The organism is Pseudoalteromonas sp. 4NS20-0020 (assembly GCF_057554385.1).
The window spans coordinates 42,988-62,439 of record NZ_BAAJMI010000001.1 but is presented as its reverse complement, the minus strand read 5'-3'; the positions used below and the strand labels follow the sequence as shown (position 1 = coordinate 62,439).

The following is a 19,452-nucleotide window of genomic DNA, read 5'->3' as shown; positions in this document are numbered from 1 at the left end:
ATAACTTCACGTTAGCTGCATTTAACCACTTAGTTAAAAAATGAACTAATTAAAAATATAGAGAATAATTTGCGGTTTGTCTGTAAAGGTTTATGCATATTCAGAATAAGAACAGGAAATAGTTATGCATAGCAGGGAAATATGAAAATCGAGCAATAAGCTAAATAATTTGTTATTTAGTTGTCCTATATTAAAAAACATTGACGCCGTTCGTGTAACACTTAACTTTTTAAATCGAAACGTTATTACTATTAAATTGGTATAACTAAATTAAAAGCATAAAAAAAGCACCCTAAGGTGCTTAATTTAACGAGACAGCAAAAATTACTTCTTGCTACCAAGTGCACCGAAACGCTTGTTGAAACGATCAACACGTCCGCCAGTGTCTAAAACTTTTTGCTTACCAGTGTAAAAAGGGTGACACGCTGAACATACGTCAAGGTGAATGTCTTTACATAGAGTAGAGCTTGTTTCGAATTTATTGCCGCATGAACAAGTTGCAGAAATTACTTCGTACTTAGGGTGAATACCTTCTTTCATAGAAACCTCTAGTTAAGGCCGCATCGCTCTCCAAACCCGAAGTCTGGCACCATACGTCGTTAAAACAAATTTGTTGGTCGCGGATTTTATCCAACTACCATCAAACACACAAGCTATTATTAACTGTTTTGCTAAAAAAGTAGGCAGACACTTAAGCAAGCAATATTTGCTAGTAGGTTTTTAACGTTATTTTTAGTACATTACATCATTAATTTTATGAGTTGAGTTGCTATGTGTTTTGCTGAAGTCGCTATAAAAGTCCCCTTACCGCGCACCTTTGATTATAAAGTAGATAAGCAACTCGATGGCATGGCATCACCACTTAAACCGGGTATGCGTGTGTTGGTGCCTTTTGGTAACCAAAAAAAAGTCGCCGTTGTTTTAGCTATTAAAAGCATGACCGACGTCCCCGAAAACAAAATAAAATCCATCATCGAAGTCATTGATGACGCGCCTATTTTATCATCTGAACACATTGCGCTTTTGAGTTTTACATCTCGCTATTACTGTTACCCACTCGGCGAAACAATTCATATAGCGCTACCTAGTGCGCTGCGCCAAGGTGAGTCACCGGATAAAACCAGTATCAATATGGTTATGCTGACAGAAAAAGGATCAAAACTTCCGTCACTCAAAGCAAAAACTCAACTTAACTTATTAAAGCAACTTGCACAGTCAGGTAAATCATCATTAACCGAGCTCAAAGCACTCGGCTTTAGTAAAAAAACTATCGATAGCCTTATTGCAAAAGCGCTTGTTACACAAACCATAGAACATGATAATCAGTGGCAAAATACTGCACCAACAGTGGGTAGTAAGCCTACACTGAATAAAGAGCAAGCCGTAGCTTGCACTGCAATTAATCAAAGTAAAGGCTTTAACACGTTTTTATTAGAAGGGGTTACCGGTAGTGGTAAAACCGAAGTCTATCTTCAATGTCTTGAAGAAGTATTAAAGCGAGGTGAGCAAGCCTTAGTTCTTGTCCCCGAAATAGGCCTTACCCCTCAAACGGTAAACCGTTTTCGTCGTCGCTTTCCAGATACACCCATCATGTTATGGCACTCTGCACTTACCGATAACGAACGCCTACAAACATGGCGCTTTTGCGAAAAAGGGAGTTGCGCTATTGTAATAGGTACGCGATCAAGTATTTTTTTACCCTTTTTAAAGCTCGGTATGATTGTAGTTGACGAGGAACATGACTCATCATTTAAACAACAAGATACCCTTCGTTACCATGCTCGAGATTTAGCAGCTTATCGTGCATTCCAGCATAAAATCCCACTTATACTCGGCAGTGCTACTCCAGCGCTCGAAACCTTGCATAAAGCCATTAATAATAAGTACCAACTATTAAGCCTGACTGAGCGCGCTCAAACCTCAACCGATAACCAATTTAAATTACTCGACATGAAAGGCCAGCCCGATCAGGCGGGTATTGCTCACGCAAGCCTTGCTACTATGCGCCAACATTTAAATCGTGGTAAACAGGTTATGGTGTTTTTAAATCGTCGTGGTTTTTCACCTACACTTATTTGCCATGAATGTGGTTGGTTAAGTGAATGTAACCGTTGCAGTACTAGTGCCACGTTCCATAAAGCGATTGGTCAAATGATTTGCCACCATTGTGGCGACCAACATCAAGTACCTCATCAATGCCCTGATTGCGGGAGCACGCAAATATTCCCTAATGGTAAAGGGACTGAACAAATAGAAGAGTTTTTAACAAACGAGTTTCCTGATACGCCAGTAACCCGTATTGATCGCGATTCAACTCGTCGTAAAGGCAGTTTAGAAAAAGCCCTCGACGAAATTAATTTAGGTGGAGCGCGCATATTAGTTGGTACGCAAATGCTTGCAAAAGGTCATCACTTTGCTGATGTAAGCCTTGTCATAATTTTAGACGTAGACAGCGGCCTATATTCTTGCGACTTCAGAGCAACGGAACATTTAGCGCAGTTAGTAACTCAAGTAGCAGGACGTGCTGGTCGCTCAGGAGAGCCTGGCCAGGTGTTATTACAAACACATTTTCCCGAACATCCACTTTTACAAGATTTGGTCAATAATGGTTACCAAGATTTTGCACGCTTTGCGTTAAGCGAGCGTGATGACGCCGACTTACCTCCCATCACAAATATGGCTATAGTCCGTGCACAAGGGCTCAGTATTAAACTAGTCGTCGACTTTTTGACAGATTTGGTTCCAGTTAACGGGGTATCTGGTATACAATTGCTCGGTCCGATCCCTGCCCCATTAGAAAGAATTGCGGGTATGTATCGGTTTCAATTGCACATTCAAGCGCAAGATCGCCGCATATTACATCAGTATCTTGCGCAAATGGTTGATTATTTAAGCACCAGTAAACTTGCACAAAAAGTTCGCTGGAGTTTAGATGTAGACCCTATAGATATGATTTAGGTTAAGGCCAAAATAACGCTATGGCACAGCACGATTACATTAATAAAAAACCAAAAAATAGAAAAAACTCCAAAAAAGAACCTGCTAAAAAGCCATTCCCTTATCTTTTGGTAATTGTTGCAGCTTTGCTTGTGGGCGGTTTTGCCTATGGATTATGGTTTATTAAAAATAATGCCGACCCAGAACTTGTTGAAAAACAAACTAACCCAGCCGAAAAAGAAAAAATAGAAGTGGTCGTTCCTCGTGCGCCTGAATTTATAAAAGAAATCAGAAACCATGAAGTGCAAGTAGAAGTAAAAGAAATTGAACAAAAAGGTCCTTATGTTATGCAATGCGGCTCGTTCAGGACTCATGAACAGGCTGAATCGTTAAAAGCTAAAATAGCCTTTGCTGGTCTTATATCTGAAATAAGAGAAACCAAAGGCGAAACGGGTATTTGGTATAAAGTACGTTTAGGGCCTTATAAAACGAAGCGCCATGCAGAAAGTGATAAAAATAAACTCAAGCGTGTCAAAGTCGTCGGCTGTGGAATTTGGGGCTGGACTTGAAAATAAACCATTCACCCATATAACCTCATCATAATCGTTTTTAACGAGTTGCCCCTGCAACTCGATGATGAGGAATAACATGACCACTATTGTAAGTGTACGCCGCGACAACAAAGTTGTAATTGGTGGCGACGGCCAAGTTTCATTGGGTAATACCGTAATGAAGGGTAACGCCCGTAAAGTTCGACGCCTTTATAATGGCAAAGTAATCGCAGGTTTTGCCGGCGGTACTGCTGATGCCTTCACCCTGTTCGAACGTTTTGAAAGCAAACTAGAAATGCATCAAGGTAATCTCACCAAAGCTGCTGTTGAAATGGCGAAAGATTGGCGTAGTGACCGTGCACTCAGAAAGTTAGAAGCCCTGTTAGCTGTAGCCGATGAAACGGCCTCTTTAATTATCACCGGTAACGGCGACGTCGTTCAGCCAGAAAATGACTTAATTGCCATTGGTAGTGGTGGTAACTTTGCCCAATCGGCCGCAACCGCGTTATTAGAAAACACCGATTTAAGCGCTCGTGAAATAGTAGAAAAAAGCCTAACTATTGCAGGTGATATCTGCGTATTTACTAACAACTTCCAAACTATTGAAGAATTATAATAGGAACCGCTATGTCTGCTATGACCCCAAGAGAAATTGTTCACGAGTTAGATCAACATATTATTGGCCAAGCTAACGCAAAAAAAGCCGTTGCTATTGCACTTCGTAATCGCTGGCGCCGTATGCAATTAAACGATGATTTACGTGCAGAAGTAACGCCAAAAAATATTTTAATGATTGGTCCTACAGGTGTTGGTAAAACAGAAATTGCGCGCCGCTTAGCCAAACTTGCTAATGCCCCTTTTATTAAAGTAGAAGCAACCAAGTTCACCGAAGTGGGTTATGTTGGTAAGGAAGTTGAAACCATCATTCGCGACTTAGTTGAAGTGTCTATTAAAATGACACGTGAACAACAAACTAAAAAGTTTAAACACCGCGCAGAAGAAGCGGCCGAAGATCGTATTTTAGATGCACTTTTACCACCTGTTAAAGATCAATACGGTGAAACTCAGCGTGATGAAAACTCATCAACACGCCAAACATTCCGTAAAAAGCTTCGCGAAGGTCAACTAGACGATAAAGAAATTGAAATCGATTTAGCACAAATACAACCAAACGTAGAAATTATGGCGCCTCCTGGTATGGAAGAAATGACCAACCAGCTACAGGGCATGTTTCAAAACATGGGTGGCGATAAGCGCACTAAGCGCAAGCTCAAAATTAAGGAAGCCTTTAAGTTACTAACCGAAGAAGAAGCGGGCAAATTAGTAAACCCAGAAGAGCTAAAAGAGCAGGCTATATTTGCTGTAGAGCAAAATGGTATTGTGTTTATCGATGAAATAGACAAAATTTGTAAGCGCGGAGATTCATCGGGTCCAGATGTTAGTCGAGAAGGTGTACAACGCGATTTACTTCCGCTTATTGAAGGTTCAACAGTAAACACTAAGCACGGTATGGTTAAAACTGACCACATGCTATTTATTGCCTCTGGTGCATTCCAAATGGCTAAACCATCAGACATGATCCCTGAACTACAAGGTCGCTTACCTATTCGCGTTGAGCTTGAAGCGCTTACTGCAAACGACTTCAAACGTATACTTACAGAGCCTCATGCATCACTCACAGAGCAACAACGCGAGCTACTTAAAACAGAGCAAGTTGATGTTCAGTACAGTGATGACGCTATTGAGCGTATTGCAAAAGCTGCATGGCAAGTTAACGAGAAAACCGAAAATATTGGTGCTCGTCGTCTTCATACGGTGATGGAAAAGCTAATGGAAGAAATTTCATACGATGCGTCTGAGCAAGCTGGGTCGTCAGTAGTTATTGATGCAGCTTATGTTGAGAAACATTTAGGTGCACTAGTTGAAGATGAAGATTTAAGCCGCTTTATTCTTTAATTGGTACCATAAGTAGTTATACTAAAAGCCTCCATATTGGGGGCTTTTTTAATGGGATACAAAACATGAAACACGTAACAAAAGTGCATTATCATAGCGTGAGCAAAAATTTAGATGTTTACTTTGACGATGATAGTAAAGCCGTATTTAGTTGTGAATTTTTACGTGTTCACTCTCCATCAGCAGAGGTACAAGGCCATGGCTCTGGCCCTATGAAGCTGGTTTTAAAAAAGCAATCAGTCGGGATAAAAAAAATAGTCCCGGTTGGGCATTACGCACTGCGCCTAGATTTTGACGATGGCCATAATAGCGGGTTATTTAGCTGGAACTATTTTGCTAAGCTGCAAGAACAGCAGACTCAGTTGTGGAATGAGTATTTAGAACGTGTGAGCGAAAACACAAAAAACAAAGACAGTGTGCCAATAAAGTTTATTCCTTAAACTTTATTGGCTCTTTAATAAATTTAGACTTTAAATTTATCTATCGCAGCATATAGTACGCGACCTTGCTCAGATACCTCTTCACTAGTTTGCGCGTTACGCGATGCATGCTCTGATGCATCTTGTGCTATATCTCTAATACGTACCACGTTTTTATTAACCTCTGATGCAACTTGGCTTTGCTCATCAATAGCAACGGCAATTTGTGTACTCATTTCCATAATGGTTTGTACATCTTCAGTAATAGCACCCAACAACTCACCCGCTTTAATTGCCTGAGATGCACTTTCATCACCTTGTGAGCGACATTGGTGCATAATGCTTACAACTTCCTGAGTACGTTGCTGTAGGGTATTAATAATCCCTTCGATTTCACTTGTAGATTCTTGCGTACGCTGGGCTAGCGAGCGTACTTCATCAGCAACCACCGCAAAGCCGCGACCTTGCTCACCAGCACGAGCAGCTTCAATTGCCGCATTAAGCGCAAGTAAGTTAGTTTGTTCTGCAATACCACGAATAACATCAAGCACCGAGCCAATCGTTTCACCGTCTTTTTCTAGTTGAGACACCACATCAGATGCACTGCCTAAAGATCCAGACAATTCTCTGATATGGTTAACGGTTGATTCAACTTCGCTACGGCCTTGTTGAGCACTCAAGTTTGTAGACTCCGCTTTTTTAGCCGCCGCTTCAGTATTGTGTGAAATATCCTGAATAGTCGCTTGCATTTCTGTTGCTGCGGTAGCAACCATGTCAGCTTCGTGTAATTGCTCTTGCATACCTGAACTTGTGGCTGCTGTGCTCTCAGATAAATGATCTGTTGCTACATTGAGTGTGTTTAATGCGCCATTTACTTCGTAAATCAGGTTTTTAAAGTCACCTATTAAACTATTAAAGTCAGTCGTCATGATAGTGATTTCATCTTTACCTGTTTGCTCTATCATTACGCTTAAGTCGTTATTGCGCCTAATGTCATTTATGCTGTGATAAACGCGTTCAATAGGCACAATAATAGAGTGGCTAGTAAAATAAACCAATACTAAAACAATAACGCCTGCAATAACGAAAATAGTAATTGCCAAAAACTGTGCCTCACTTACGCTGTTTTTAACATGAGTTACTGTTTCCTCAACAATTTGGCTAACAACAGTGTCACTTTTTGACACGCTTTCTCGCATTTTACCAAGAGCTCCTGACTCTAAGTTTACCCCTAATTCAACTTGGGCTTTTACCAGCGCCTGAAAAGAACTTTGATAAGTAGCAATTAAACTATTGAGTTGTGATTTGGTGTTTGAGTCTATCGTTGAACGAGAAAGGCTTTGTTCAAGCTTAGTAATTGTGTCGTCAAAACGGGGGAGATACTTGATATCTAAACGCAGCATAAAATCCTTTTCAGCACGTCTTAATTGCAACATAAGCACGAGCAACTCATCGCTTTGCTGCTCGTTAAGCAAGGTTTCTACTTTATGCACAGCACTTCTTAGGTCACCATAAAGAGCGTCTTTTGGATTTAAGCCTATTTTTCTTTGAAGAGAGACTACGTTATTAAAATCGCTATTATATTTAGCAACTAAGCTTTTTAGCTGAATTGCTTTCTGAGTATCTATACTTAAACTAGCCATTAAAGCCTGTAATTCAGCTAACTTTGTATCCAGGACTGCATACTCTTTTTCGAACGACTCTAAAGAGCTCTCTGTTTTGTAAAACAAAAAGTTTTTTTCATGCTTTCTTAACTCTAATTGCTGAATATTCAGCTCTTTCGCTAGCTGTATAGTCTGATTTAATTTAAGATTTTCCTTTCCCTCAAAAATAGTTACACATAATAGAATAACCATTGCTAAACCAACTACCAAAGCATTAAGTTGCAATCGCCTCTTAATCGTTAAATTTTCTAAAAAACTCATTTCAAACACCTTTGGTTAATATGCAACCTTATTATAGACTAATGTCCTAATCTGCTTTTATTTTTTTTAGCTTTTTGCAAACTGGTCATACCTGAAAAATGTATGGCATTACAAATTAACACTTCCCCATAAACCTCTGTGTAGTAATTGAGTTTTATGCCACTGTTTTTGTAATAACCAATCTACAAGTGGTTCAGGGTCGCTAGGGTAATTAATTTGCCTGTTTTGAGGTGCATTATTCCAGTCATCTAATGCTTGTGGATTTAAGTAATTCATTACATGAGCCATTCCCATAGTGAGTAATGTTTGTGCATTTTCACTTTGTTCAAACTGGCCATCTAACGGCTTTAGTAATAACTTTTTACCCAACTTTAATGCCTCACTGGCAAGTTCAAACCCGGCATTACCAATCACGCCGCTTGTATTGGCTAAATCATTTAAAAAGTCAGATCTTGAAGGCGAACGTAAATGTATATTACCCAGCGATCTATTTTGCGCATCGGGGTGATAACAATAAAACTCTTTTTCGGGAAAGTCCTTTAGATAGTCAATAATGCTAGCAAGGTTTTCAAAGGGTAAGTACACCAACACTTTGTTAATAATCGCAACAGGATTACTATGTTCATGATGTGCAATAAAGGGTGGAATAATGTTTTCAGCAAATGGCTGCCAATGAACCCCCAAATACGTATCAGCAGGTGCATAATATTTTATTAACGACTTACGTAAAATACCTCGGCTAAACATAGGAACACTGTTAGATAAAAAAGCCGCCTGGTGACTGATACCAACCACAGGAACACCCGCTCGTTTAGCTGCCCATGCAGTAATTGGCTCGAAGTCATTAAGCACAAAGTCATACTGTTTTACATCGAACGATTTAATGTCTTTCACTAACTTACAAATACGCGCATTTTTAACGGTTTGAAGGCTTTTTACTTGCCCGTTTTTAGTATTAAACGACAGCCCTCTAAAGCTTTTATAGTTCGCAAAGTCGTGCATATCAAAGTAATCTTTATTTGCACGTCCTGAAAAAACATAATCAACGTCAATATTTAGTTTTTTAAAGCAGCTAGCCATAACACGGGCCCGTGTTATATGGCCATTCCCAGTACCTTGAATACCGTATAATATTTTCATGCTGGCACCACTAGTGCCAATGCAAATAACCCACATGAACTACCTATCAGTGCACCAATAATAATATCAGCAGGATAATGGACCCCCAATACCACTCTCGATATTGCCACACCACCAGCCCAGCCTAAAAATAGCCATACATACTGAGGGAAAAAGTGACACAAAATAATAGCAACTAAAAAAGCGGCAGCACTGTGACCTGACGGTAAGCTAAACTTGTCACTCGGTACTATATAGGCATTGGTTACTAAACAATCGCATGGCCTTATTCGTGCAAAATACTTTTTAGCTAAAAAGTAAATGGGCCGCTCAATAATAAAGCCAAGCATTATTGCGATTGGTAATAGCTGGTGCAGCTCGTTTTTACTAAGCCACCACACACCTGCACATATAACTAAATACAATCCGCCGTCACCACTTTTAGATAATCCAAACGCCATTTTTTTTAGCCACTTAGGTGAGTTACAATTAAACAAAGTTAAAAATAATCGCTCGTCAAACTGAGCTACTTTTTTAAGTATATTATTATTTCCCATTGCTTATTCCTCATCGCATAATATATGAACACTGATTTAGCTTAGGTGTTGTAAATAACAATTGAGTGACGCTTTTAAGACACTATTGTTGCCATTCTTGATTTACTCCTTGTTTTGCTTAAATTTACTACGATTAAGTCGTTGTTATTGGTTATAAGGCAGGTATACTGAGTTATAAATTAATGTACCTTTTGAGGATAAAATAATGGATTACAGCACTTCTGATTTATGTGACCACTTTGCTGACGTGGTTGACGTGCTAGAACCAATGTTCATCAACTTTGGTGGTCGACACAGTTTTGGTGGCCGCATTAAAACGGTTAAATGTTTTGAAAATAATGAACTGATCCGCGAAATACTATCTCAAGACGGTACAGAACAAGTGCTATTAATTGACGGTGGTGGCTCTACTCGCCGTGCACTTATTGATATTGAACTTGCTGAACTAGCTTTTGAAAACAATTGGAATGGCATTGTTGTGTACGGAGCTGTCCGCCATGTGGATGAGCTAGAAGAGCTTGATGTAGGTATTCAAGCCATAGCATCAATCCCTGTGGCTGCCGACAGCGAAGGCGCTGGCGAAAATGGCATTGGTGTTAACTTTGCTGGTGTGTCGTTTTTCGATGACGACTTCATCTATGCCGATAGCACGGGTATTGTGCTATCTGCTGAAGAACTTGAGTTGGAAGTTGTAGAAGTATAACGTGATCCCTCAGTTAAAAGTATATGATGAAAGCGCGGTTAAAGCTTTATGCTCTACCCGCGCAAACGAAAAAAAAGCATGGCAAGCCATGTCTTTACTCGACACTCACGTAGATGTTCAACAAGCCCTTGTTGATGCCGCTGAGTTTGGTATGCGCTATGTGCTTTTAGGCATATGTGAAGACATTGGCCCTAAAGCCAATTTAGGCAATGGTGGAGCAAGTGAAGCCTGGCCTGCTTTTTTATCTAAGTTTTTAAACCAACCCCATAATCAATTTATTGCCACTCAAAAAGTGTTGTTACTTGGCGAAGTACACGTTGATGACTTAATGGAGCAAAGTAACCTCCTAAACAACAAAAACCCTGAACAACTTCAGCAACTACGTTTGCTATGCCAACAGTTAGATGAGCGCGTAGAAAGTGTATTAAATCTAATATTTAAAGCGGGTCTTGAGCCAATTGTGATTGGTGGCGGGCATAATAACTCCTTAGGGATTATTCGTGCACTTAGTGGTTCACAGCATACACCAGTCAATGCAATAAACTTTGACCCTCATGCTGACTTTAGAGAATGCGAAGGACGCCACAGTGGCAATGGGTTTCGATATGCTTATAACGAGAAGCTACTCAATAATTACCATGTTATTGGCCTACACGAGCAGAAAAATAACCAAGCAATTATTGATGCCATGACGCAGGCAAACTTCACGTTTGATAGCTACCAGTCACTCAAAGTAAAACGCGACATAACGCTTACTCAGTCTATTGATAAGGCTATTAACGGTTTTGATTCATTACCCCTAGGTATTGAAGTAGATCTAGACAGTATTACATTTATGCCTGTAAGTGCCTATACATGCTGTGGGTTTAGTGTCAGCGACACTGAACATTTTATATATAAAGCAGCAAGTAACCGAAACGCTAAATACTTACACCTATGTGAGGCATCACCGAGCCAACACCCAAACGGACCTGAAATAGGTGCCACACATGTAGGACAAGTGATCAGTGCATTGGTAAATAGCTACTTACTGGCAAAAGAAAGCGAGTGCTCATTCAAATAAATTTGATCGTGATGTGGGGCTATAAATTAATAGATAATGTAACCTTAGCTGCATTACTCTCCTGTATTACAACCTTGAAACGTCAGTGAGTTAGCGCAAAACGAAGCCCTTTGCGCTCACTCTAATTAACCTTGTGCTAGTTGCCACTCTTTTAACCAGCTCATTAAGCCTATGCTACTAAGCGGATGCCCAAAGTAATAACCTTGGGCAGCATAGGCATTTAAACTTTTAACAAATTTAAGTTGCTCAAGGGTTTCCACCCCTTCAAAAATGACTTTTGTTTTTTGCTGATTATGCATTTCAACCATACCGCCAACTAAACTGCGGATATTATTTTGGTTGCTAAAATCAGCCGTTAATGACGGCGCTACTTTTATATATTCCACTGCTAAGCTAGGTAACTTAGAAAGCAGTACAGGGTTATCACCTAAGCCATCAACACAAAGCTTTAAGCCAATATTGTTCAGCCTTGCGATCATCGCTCTGCCTTTATCATCGAGCCCCGTAAATATATGTAATGGACACTCAACAATTAAATCCCCCATTTGTAAGTTGTGCTCTGTTATTACATTATCAACAAACTCAACAAACTCTTCATTAAGCATTTCTGGGCCAAATACGTTAATGCTTAGCGGTATAGCTATGCCCTCCATTCTAAGTGCCATAGCAAGTTCTGCAGCCCGTTCTATAACAAACTTAGCAAGTGGGTAACCAAGCCCTGCAATTCTAATATCATCAATAAAACGATTAGCAGATAAAATCCCTTGTTTAGGATGCTGCCAACGCAATAACAATTCTAAAAATTCAATTTGACCATTTTTATTACAAATAACCGGTTGAAAATACAACTCAAGCTCGCTTGCAAAGTCAATGTTAGCAAGCTCTTTTAAGCGCGCTTGCTGTTCTAATTGCTCAATCATCATTTGCTGGTGATAAGGCACCACTTTTTGAGTAGGCTGGCTATCAAGGGCTAAGTAGGCATAGGAAATTAAATCGTCAAAGTTAGTATCTTGCTCATTACAGGCAACGTAGCTTGCTCGCGCTTTCACTTCAACCGTACAATTGGCGACATTAAAAGGCTTAAGTGTTGCACCGAGTATGGTGTCAATAATCTGTTCGTGTAAATGCTTATGATTGGCTAAGCTGCAAATAAACGCAAAATTTAACCCACCTAAATGAGCAAGTTTTTCATTACCCACTAAAGTAATCACTTCTTCGCTTTCTAATTGTTCTTGTATTCTATTTGCTGATTGCGCTAATAAAATATCGCCAAAGCCACGCCCTATATGCTGATTAACTTGCTCAAAGCCTTCAAGTCGAATAATAATAAGCACGGCTTCAACTTGAGTATCATCACACCAAACATAGTAACCTTGACGTAACTCTTTTTTACTAGCAAATACTGAAAGGGGTGACTCTTCTACAAAGGCGTCGTCGACCAGCTTAGGCGCCATGCTAACTTTGGGCTCATCACTTTCATCATTTAGTAACCCAACTACAGCGCACAGTAATATGGCTAGTACCACCCAAAATAACGGCACATCCAATAACAAATGTGCTGAAAACAACACCACAAATAACAGTCCAGCGGCAGAGCTGGTAATAATCATACTCCAATTATTGCGCTCAAATGATTGCCATAAGTGAAAACAAAAACCAAAGGCCAATAAAATAGCTAACCATGCTTCACCGCTACTTAAAATAGCTAAACCTACAACACCTATGCATAAATAACTAAATTTAATGTTGGTATTTTTTACCGAAAATAAAGTGGTGATCATCGCCATTAAAAGCGCACCACTAAAAAAAATCGGAAAATTACTGTCGGTTAATATATTCAAGTTAACGGCACTCGTATTCGTAAAAAAACTTTAACAACAACATGTTAAATATGAACAAAAATAATACAAACTAGTTAAGTTTACCCAAAATCCATAAATTTGACAGTTTATTTACGCCGAATTGGTAACTTAATTGCGATGGGTGGCTTATTTGCCAATGTGCAATGTCGGCTCTGGCTCCCACTTTTAACACTCCTCTATCATTTAATCCCAGAGCTTTAGCTGCGTTACTGGTAACACCTGCCAGTGCTTGCTCTGGTGTTAATCTAAAGAGTGTGCATGCCATATTCATCATTAATTGCACCGAACACAGCGGTGAAGTACCTGGATTAAAGTCGCTCGCAATCGCAATTGGCACCTTATATTGATTAAGTAGCTCTATGGGGGGCTGTTTAGTTTCTCTTAAAAAATAAAATGCCCCTGGTAACAGCACAGCTACAGTGCCAGCCTTTGCCATGGCTTCTACACCTTGCTCATCAAGGTACTCTATATGATCTGCCGATAATCCATTAAATTCGGCCACCAGCGCAGCACCATGCTGATTAGATAACTGCTCTGCATGGCATTTTACTGGCAAATTATGTTTAGCCGCCGCCGCAAATACGCGCTTAGTTTGCTCATAACTAAACCCTACATTTTCGCAAAACACATCAACGGCGTCGGCAAGGCCACCTGCAACGACTTGCTCAAGCATCTCGTTGCACACCAAATCAATATATTCATCTGCACGGCCTTTGTATTCCTTGGGTAATGCATGAGCGCCTAAAAATGTTGTTTTTATATCAATAGGGTGATGCTCACCCAGTAGTCTTGCCACTTCTAATAGTTTAATTTCGTTTTCGGTATCAAGCCCATAACCCGACTTAATTTCAACTGTTGTTACGCCTTCTTTTAACAGTGTATTGAGCCTGTCTTTGGCATCAACAAATAGTTGCTCTCTATCTGCAGATCTGGTTGCTTTTACTGTACTTGCAATGCCTCCGCCTTGCGCTGCAATTTGTTCATAGCTTACGCCTTGTAATCGCTGCTCAAATTCTTGCGCACGAGAACCAGCAAATACCAAATGTGTATGGCAATCTATTAAACCAGGTGTTAGCCATTGCCCTTTTATGCTCAAAGTTGGCGTTGCAAAAGCGTCAAATGGCGGTAACGATGCTTGTTCACCTAACCATACAATTATTCCGTTTTTAATGGCTAACGCTGCATTTTTGATGATCCCATAAGGTGTATCTCTAGTAGGATCCATTGTGGCAATATTTGCATCGATTAAAAGTAAATCGATATTTTCTAAGTTATTATTTTGTTGAGTGTTTTGCATATTGCAGTCCATACATACCCTGACATGATTGAAATATAGTCTAACAACACATCTTGTATATACAAGAGGATTGTGTCATCTTATTTAATATAAATTACTCCTAATGCAGCTACCCAGTTAATGACAACACCTAAATTTGCGCAAATAAAACAATTTATTGTTGATAAAATTCGCAGCGGTTTGTGGCAAGAAAACCAACGCGTTCCCTCTGAAAACGAGCTAAGCACACAATTTAGCGTTAGCAGAATGACTGCTCGCCGCGCACTTAGCGAATTAACAGAATCTGGAATACTTACGCGTAGCCAAGGCCTTGGAACATTTGTTGCTTCGTTTAAGTCGCAGTCTTCATTACTTGAAATTAAAAATATTGCCGATGAAGTTAAAGAACGTAACGGCAACTACACCTGTAGCGTGCTTATACTTGAATCAATAAACGCGGTGGCCCCTATTGCTATCGCACTAGGAGTAGAAGTAGATAGCGTCGTGTACCGAAGCGTACTGGTTCATAACGAAAACGACAGCCCAATACAGCTTGAAGAACGCTTTGTAAACCCTGCGCTTGCTAGCGGCTATTTACAACAAGATTTTAGTGCAACGACTCCTCATGAGTATCTTTCAAGTGTTGCACCTCTCACCCAAGCTAGACACACAGTAGAAGCCATTATGCCCAACAACGAAATGTGCCAATGGTTAAACCTATATAACGAAGAGCCTTGCCTGCAAGTTATTCGCAGAACATGGTCAGTTAACGGTATTGTAAGTTTTGCACGACTTGTATCGCCTGGTAGCAAATACCGCTTGGGCGGACACTTAACGTTTAAAAAATAAGATAAACAAAATTGCGCATCATGCGCTTTTTTTGTGACAAATCACCTTGTATATACAACAGGAGCAACACATGACTAACCGACTCGACACAAGTCGCGTAATACGTGCACCGCATGGCGATATGATAAGCGCAAAAAGCTGGCAAACTGAAGCGGCAAAACGCATGCTCATGAACAATTTAGACCCTGAGGTTGCAGAGCATCCTCACGCATTAGTTGTTTATGGTGGTATTGGTAGAGCGGCACGTGATTGGCCAAGTTTTGATAAAATAATAGCAACCCTAGACCGATTAAATGATGACGAAACATTGCTTGTTCAGTCAGGTAAACCTGTTGGCGTATTTAAAACACACAGCAATGCTCCTCGCGTTTTAATTGCAAATTCAAACTTGGTACCCCACTGGGCTAACTGGGAGCACTTCAACGAGCTAGATAAAAAAGGTTTAATGATGTACGGCCAAATGACGGCTGGATCTTGGATTTATATTGGCTCTCAGGGCATTGTACAAGGCACATACGAAACATTTGTAGCTATGGCTAAACAACACTTTAATGGTCAAGCTAAAGGTAAATGGGTGTTAACAGGTGGCCTTGGTGGCATGGGCGGCGCGCAGCCACTGGCGGCAACTATGGCGGGCTTTTGCGCCTTAGTTGTTGAGTGTGACGAAAGCCGCATCGATTTTCGCATTAAAACTGGCTACGTTGATGTAAAAGCCACAAATCTTGAACATGCACTGCAGTTAATTACTGACGCATGCGTTAACGACAAAGCAATTTCGGTTGGCTTGCTGGGCAACGCTGCAGATATATTTAGCACACTTGTAAGCAGTGGCATTACACCCGATATAGTGACTGACCAAACATCAGCACACGACCCACTTAATGGTTACTTACCACAAGGTTGGACTATGGAGCACGCCGCAAAAATGCGTGAACAAAATCCAAAAGCGGTTGTAAAAGCAGCAAAACAATCAATGGCTGTACAAGTTAATGCCATGTTAGCCCTACAAAAAGCAGGCGCAGCAACCACTGACTACGGTAATAATATCCGCCAAATGGCATTTGAAGAAGGTGTTACAAACGCATTTGATTTCCCTGGCTTTGTTCCAGCTTATATCCGCCCATTATTTTGCCAGGGTATTGGCCCGTTTCGTTGGGTCGCTTTATCGGGCGATCCAGAAGATATTTATAAAACAGATGCTAAAGTAAAAGAACTAATCCCTGATGATGCACATTTGCACAATTGGCTTGATATGGCGCGCGAACGCATTCAATTCCAAGGCTTACCGGCTCGTATATGCTGGGTGGGTTTAAAAGACAGAGCACGCTTAGCACTGGCATTTAATGAAATGGTAAAAAATGGCGAACTTAAAGCACCTATTGTTATTGGCCGTGATCATCTTGATTCTGGCTCAGTAGCAAGCCCTAATCGTGAAACAGAAAGCATGAAAGATGGTTCAGATGCCGTCTCTGATTGGCCATTGCTTAATGCGTTGCTTAACACAGCAAGCGGCGCTACGTGGGTATCGCTTCACCACGGCGGTGGTGTAGGAATGGGCTTTAGCCAACACTCAGGTGTTGTTATTGTTGCCGATGGTACAGACGAAGCGAAAGCACGTGTTGGCCGCGTGCTTTGGAATGACCCCGCTACCGGTGTAATGCGCCATGCAGATGCCGGTTACGACATCGCAAAAAACTGTGCCAAAGAGCAAAACTTAGACTTACCAATGCTGAACGAGGAATAATCATGGTCGAACTAACTCTCACACCCGGCTCGCTTGATTTAAATATTTTAAGAAAGATTAATGCATCAAGTGTAAAAATAAACCTTGAAAAAAATGCCGAATCTCAAATCGCTGCCAGCGCACAAACCGTTCAAAATGTCATTAATGAGCAACGCACAGTGTATGGGATTAACACCGGGTTTGGCCTGCTTGCTAACACCAAAATTGCCGATGACGAGCTTGAGCTACTTCAGCGTTCAATTGTGCTTTCTCATGCCGCTGGTATTGGCGAGTACATGGACGACAGCACAGTGAGATTGATGATTACACTAAAAATCAACTCGCTTTCTCGTGGCTTTTCAGGCATTCGCTTACAAGTCATCGAGTTTTTTATACAGTTGCTAAATAGTGAAGTTTACCCATGCGTTCCTAAAAAAGGCTCTGTTGGCGCTTCGGGTGACTTAGCTCCACTTGCACATATGTGCTTACCCTTGCTAAGCGAAGGCCAGATGCGCCATCAGGGTAAAATAATCAGTGCGGCTGAAGGTTTGAAAATAGCAGGGCTTGAACCGCTTACGCTTGCAGCAAAAGAAGGTTTAGCGCTGCTTAACGGTACTCAAGCGTCTACCGCTTTTGCATTACAGGGGTTATTTAGAGCAGAAGATTTATATGCGCAAAGCTGTGTAATAGGCTCTATAAGTATTGAAGCAGCAATGGGGAGCCGCGCTCCCTTTGACTCACGTATTCACGAAATTCGTGGGCAACGTGGTCAAATAGATACCGCACAAGTGTTTAGAGATTTGCTTGATACTCAATCACAAATTAGCGACTCACATGTAAACTGTGAAAAAGTACAAGACCCTTATTGTTTACGTTGCCAACCTCAAGTATTGGGTGCGTGTTTAACACAAATACGCCAAGCAGCTGACGTATTGCTGTGCGAATCAAATGGTGTAACCGACAACCCACTCGTATTTGCCGATGTAGGCGATATTATTTCTGGCGGAAACTTTCACGCTGAACCTGTCGCTATGGCCGCCGACAACCTCGCTGTTGCAATTGCTGAAATTGGCGCTTTAGCAGAGCGCAGAATTGCTCTACTTATTGATTCTAACTTATCAAAATTACCGCCCTTTTTAGTTGAAAACGGTGGCGTAAACTCTGGCTTTATGATTGCTCAAGTGACAGCAGCAGCATTAGCATCTGAAAATAAATCGCTTGCGCATCCCGCGTCTGTAGATAGCTTACCAACATCTGCCAACCAAGAAGATCACGTTTCAATGGCTACGTTTGCCGCGAGGCGGTTACAAGAGATGGCAAATAATACACAAGGTGTTTTGGCTATAGAGTGGCTTGCATCAGTACAGGGCTTAGAATTTAGAAAACCGCTAAGCCCGTGTGAAAAAGTATTAAAGGCAAAAAATTTACTACGCGAATACGTGACCTACTACGATAAAGATCGCTATTTTGCACCCGATATAGAACAAACTAACGCCCTATTGAGCGAAGGTAAATTGTGCGACTTTATTGACCACAACCCACTCCCTTCTTATTAAAAACATGCCTTAAATACCGAACTGGTAATTAAAGTCTAACGCCTCTATCGCTGAGCCAATAACCTTGCGCTCAGCTTTTTCATCGCTCGTAAATTTTGGCATTTCGCCACCATGCTGCTTACACTTTAATGCATAGTAATCGGCTTTTGTTGGGTGCTCGGGGTTAACGATATTGTAAATATTTTGCCCTACTTGCCAATGCGCTATTACCGCAAAAATAGCATTTATTACATCTTGCTGATGCACCATATTCACCACTTGCTGACTTGAAGTATTAAGCTCTTTACCCGCAACAAACTTACCAGGTTCTCTGTTTGGGCCAAGTAATCCTGCTAAACGCAGTACCTTACCGTTTTGCTCAAGGACTTGCTCTTCGGCCTGATATAATTTTGTTTGCCTTGGATTGGCGCAAGCAATATCGCTACTTTCACTGTATACACCGGGTTCTTGGTCGTAAACCCCTGTGGATGAACATAATAAAAACCCTTTTGCATTTAACTTTTTAGACAACGCCAAGGCTGCAGTAAGTGTTTCTGGGTAATTACTCTCGCTATGACGACTTCGTGGTGGAATAGCACAGACCCAAAACGCATTGTCTAAATCAACCTGATGTATTAGCTGATTACCTTCTAATTTAAACTGGCGCTCAAAATCAAATTCTCGTGTATTTGACCGACGAGTACCCTGCACCTTCCAACCTGCCTGTTGTGCATTAACACATAGCGCATGACCTAACCAGCCAGCACCCAATACAACTAATTTATTCACCTTATTTTGCATGTTGACACACACCTTCGCGTTAAGCGCACCATTGTTTAATGCTGTTATCTGAGCATAATTTTATAAAGTTCACAAATGTAACGCCCCCCTTGTTTTTAATTTTTTAAGCACCATATATCCACAGTTCACTACTATTTTTATAGTAATGAGTTAATACCACGGCTTTTTTAGAATGC

The 19,452-nt window shown here is 40.8% G+C and carries 17 protein-coding genes; 10 read left to right on the top strand and 7 right to left on the bottom strand.

Annotated features, from left to right (window positions below; all coding sequences use genetic code 11):
* Window positions 1–324: 324 nt before the first annotated feature.
* Entirely contained in the window at window positions 325–540 is a 216-nt protein-coding gene (gene rpmE, locus AC27JL_RS00250) for a 50S ribosomal protein L31 (RefSeq protein ID WP_006793092.1), read from the bottom strand.
* A gap of 231 nt (window positions 541–771) precedes the next feature.
* Between rpmE and priA the strand changes: the two genes are divergently transcribed.
* The 5 genes from priA (at window position 772) to AC27JL_RS00225 (ending at window position 5,884) form a co-directional block, all read left to right on the top strand.
* Window positions 772–2,958 (top strand): primosomal protein N', encoded by a 2,187-nt coding sequence (gene priA / locus AC27JL_RS00245; protein WP_487194511.1) that lies wholly within the window; start codon window positions 772–774, stop codon window positions 2,956–2,958.
* Between the two features lie 20 nt (window positions 2,959–2,978).
* Complete coding sequence (locus AC27JL_RS00240; protein ID WP_487194510.1) at window positions 2,979–3,506, top strand: SPOR domain-containing protein; 528 nt, start codon at window positions 2,979–2,981, stop codon at window positions 3,504–3,506.
* 79 nt (window positions 3,507–3,585) lie between these two features.
* A complete protein-coding gene (gene hslV / locus AC27JL_RS00235) occupies window positions 3,586–4,104 on the top strand; it encodes an ATP-dependent protease subunit HslV (RefSeq protein ID WP_006793089.1) in 519 nt (172 codons plus the stop codon).
* Between the two features lie 11 nt (window positions 4,105–4,115).
* Entirely contained in the window at window positions 4,116–5,444 is a 1,329-nt protein-coding gene (gene hslU / locus AC27JL_RS00230) for an ATP-dependent protease ATPase subunit HslU (RefSeq protein ID WP_487194509.1), read from the top strand.
* Between the two features lie 65 nt (window positions 5,445–5,509).
* Window positions 5,510–5,884, top strand: coding sequence for a gamma-butyrobetaine hydroxylase family protein (locus tag AC27JL_RS00225; protein ID WP_487194508.1), 375 nt, complete (start codon window positions 5,510–5,512; stop codon window positions 5,882–5,884).
* A gap of 23 nt (window positions 5,885–5,907) precedes the next feature.
* Here the strand turns inward: AC27JL_RS00225 and AC27JL_RS00220 are convergent, their stop codons facing one another.
* The 3 genes from AC27JL_RS00220 to AC27JL_RS00210 all read right to left on the bottom strand — a co-directional run bounded on the left by AC27JL_RS00220 (window position 5,908) and on the right by AC27JL_RS00210 (window position 9,464).
* Entirely contained in the window at window positions 5,908–7,788 is a 1,881-nt protein-coding gene (locus AC27JL_RS00220) for a methyl-accepting chemotaxis protein (protein ID WP_487194507.1), read from the bottom strand.
* Between the two features lie 108 nt (window positions 7,789–7,896).
* A complete protein-coding gene (locus AC27JL_RS00215; RefSeq protein ID WP_006793085.1) occupies window positions 7,897–8,928 on the bottom strand; it encodes an MJ1255/VC2487 family glycosyltransferase in 1,032 nt (343 codons plus the stop codon).
* Entirely contained in the window at window positions 8,925–9,464 is a 540-nt protein-coding gene (locus AC27JL_RS00210) for a phosphatase PAP2 family protein (protein WP_006793084.1), read from the bottom strand. Before AC27JL_RS00210 ends, AC27JL_RS00215 begins: the two co-directional genes overlap by 4 nt.
* 205 nt (window positions 9,465–9,669) lie before the next feature.
* On the opposite strand from AC27JL_RS00210, the gene rraA reads away from it, so the two are divergent.
* Window positions 9,670–10,167: a ribonuclease E activity regulator RraA gene (gene rraA / locus AC27JL_RS00205; RefSeq protein ID WP_006793083.1), complete on the top strand. Its 498-nt coding sequence runs from the start codon at window positions 9,670–9,672 to the stop codon at window positions 10,165–10,167.
* A 1-nt stretch (window position 10,168) separates the two neighbouring features.
* The gene (locus AC27JL_RS00200) at window positions 10,169–11,230 is read left to right on the top strand and encodes a formimidoylglutamase (RefSeq protein ID WP_487194506.1); all 1,062 of its coding nucleotides are present in this window, start codon (window positions 10,169–10,171) and stop codon (window positions 11,228–11,230) included.
* A gap of 125 nt (window positions 11,231–11,355) precedes the next feature.
* Here AC27JL_RS00200 and AC27JL_RS00195 read toward each other — a convergent pair whose 3' ends face one another.
* A complete protein-coding gene (locus AC27JL_RS00195; RefSeq protein WP_487194847.1) occupies window positions 11,356–13,017 on the bottom strand; it encodes an EAL domain-containing protein in 1,662 nt (553 codons plus the stop codon).
* Between the two features lie 124 nt (window positions 13,018–13,141).
* Window positions 13,142–14,389 carry an imidazolonepropionase gene (hutI, locus tag AC27JL_RS00190; RefSeq protein ID WP_487194505.1) on the bottom strand — a complete coding sequence of 416 codons (1,248 nt, stop codon included), beginning with the start codon at window positions 14,387–14,389 and terminating at the stop codon, window positions 13,142–13,144.
* Between the two features lie 120 nt (window positions 14,390–14,509).
* Between hutI and hutC the strand changes: the two genes are divergently transcribed.
* From hutC to hutH, 3 genes are all read left to right on the top strand, one after another.
* On the top strand, window positions 14,510–15,217 hold the full coding sequence (gene hutC, locus AC27JL_RS00185) for a histidine utilization transcriptional repressor HutC (RefSeq protein ID WP_203985887.1): 708 nt from the start codon (window positions 14,510–14,512) through the stop codon (window positions 15,215–15,217).
* A 70-nt stretch (window positions 15,218–15,287) separates the two neighbouring features.
* A complete protein-coding gene (gene hutU, locus AC27JL_RS00180) occupies window positions 15,288–16,961 on the top strand; it encodes a urocanate hydratase (protein WP_006793078.1) in 1,674 nt (557 codons plus the stop codon).
* Between the two features lie 2 nt (window positions 16,962–16,963).
* A complete protein-coding gene (gene hutH, locus AC27JL_RS00175) occupies window positions 16,964–18,496 on the top strand; it encodes a histidine ammonia-lyase (RefSeq protein ID WP_276753590.1) in 1,533 nt (510 codons plus the stop codon).
* A 9-nt stretch (window positions 18,497–18,505) separates the two neighbouring features.
* On the opposite strand, the gene AC27JL_RS00170 is transcribed toward hutH, so the two are convergent.
* Window positions 18,506–19,276 carry a Rossmann-fold NAD(P)-binding domain-containing protein gene (locus AC27JL_RS00170; protein WP_487194503.1) on the bottom strand — a complete coding sequence of 257 codons (771 nt, stop codon included), beginning with the start codon at window positions 19,274–19,276 and terminating at the stop codon, window positions 18,506–18,508.
* Window positions 19,277–19,452: the final 176 nt, after the last annotated feature.

Excerpts from the sequence above, each read along its gene's own strand:
- rpmE (WP_006793092.1), bottom strand. The coding sequence starts at position 540 with ATGAAAGAAGGTATTCACCCTAAGTACGAAGTAATTTCTGCAACTTGT.
- priA (WP_487194511.1), top strand. The coding sequence starts at position 772 with ATGTGTTTTGCTGAAGTCGCTATAAAAGTCCCCTTACCGCGCACCTTT.
- AC27JL_RS00240 (WP_487194510.1), top strand. The coding sequence starts at position 2,979 with ATGGCACAGCACGATTACATTAATAAAAAACCAAAAAATAGAAAAAAC.
- hslV (WP_006793089.1), top strand. The coding sequence starts at position 3,586 with ATGACCACTATTGTAAGTGTACGCCGCGACAACAAAGTTGTAATTGGT.
- hslU (WP_487194509.1), top strand. The coding sequence starts at position 4,116 with ATGTCTGCTATGACCCCAAGAGAAATTGTTCACGAGTTAGATCAACAT.
- AC27JL_RS00225 (WP_487194508.1), top strand. The coding sequence starts at position 5,510 with ATGAAACACGTAACAAAAGTGCATTATCATAGCGTGAGCAAAAATTTA.
- AC27JL_RS00220 (WP_487194507.1), bottom strand. The coding sequence starts at position 7,788 with ATGAGTTTTTTAGAAAATTTAACGATTAAGAGGCGATTGCAACTTAAT.
- AC27JL_RS00215 (WP_006793085.1), bottom strand. The coding sequence starts at position 8,928 with ATGAAAATATTATACGGTATTCAAGGTACTGGGAATGGCCATATAACA.
- AC27JL_RS00210 (WP_006793084.1), bottom strand. The coding sequence starts at position 9,464 with ATGGGAAATAATAATATACTTAAAAAAGTAGCTCAGTTTGACGAGCGA.
- rraA (WP_006793083.1), top strand. The coding sequence starts at position 9,670 with ATGGATTACAGCACTTCTGATTTATGTGACCACTTTGCTGACGTGGTT.
- AC27JL_RS00195 (WP_487194847.1), bottom strand. The coding sequence starts at position 13,017 with ATGGCGATGATCACCACTTTATTTTCGGTAAAAAATACCAACATTAAA.
- hutI (WP_487194505.1), bottom strand. The coding sequence starts at position 14,389 with ATGCAAAACACTCAACAAAATAATAACTTAGAAAATATCGATTTACTT.
- hutC (WP_203985887.1), top strand. The coding sequence starts at position 14,510 with ATGACAACACCTAAATTTGCGCAAATAAAACAATTTATTGTTGATAAA.
- hutU (WP_006793078.1), top strand. The coding sequence starts at position 15,288 with ATGACTAACCGACTCGACACAAGTCGCGTAATACGTGCACCGCATGGC.
- hutH (WP_276753590.1), top strand. The coding sequence starts at position 16,964 with ATGGTCGAACTAACTCTCACACCCGGCTCGCTTGATTTAAATATTTTA.
- AC27JL_RS00170 (WP_487194503.1), bottom strand. The coding sequence starts at position 19,276 with ATGCAAAATAAGGTGAATAAATTAGTTGTATTGGGTGCTGGCTGGTTA.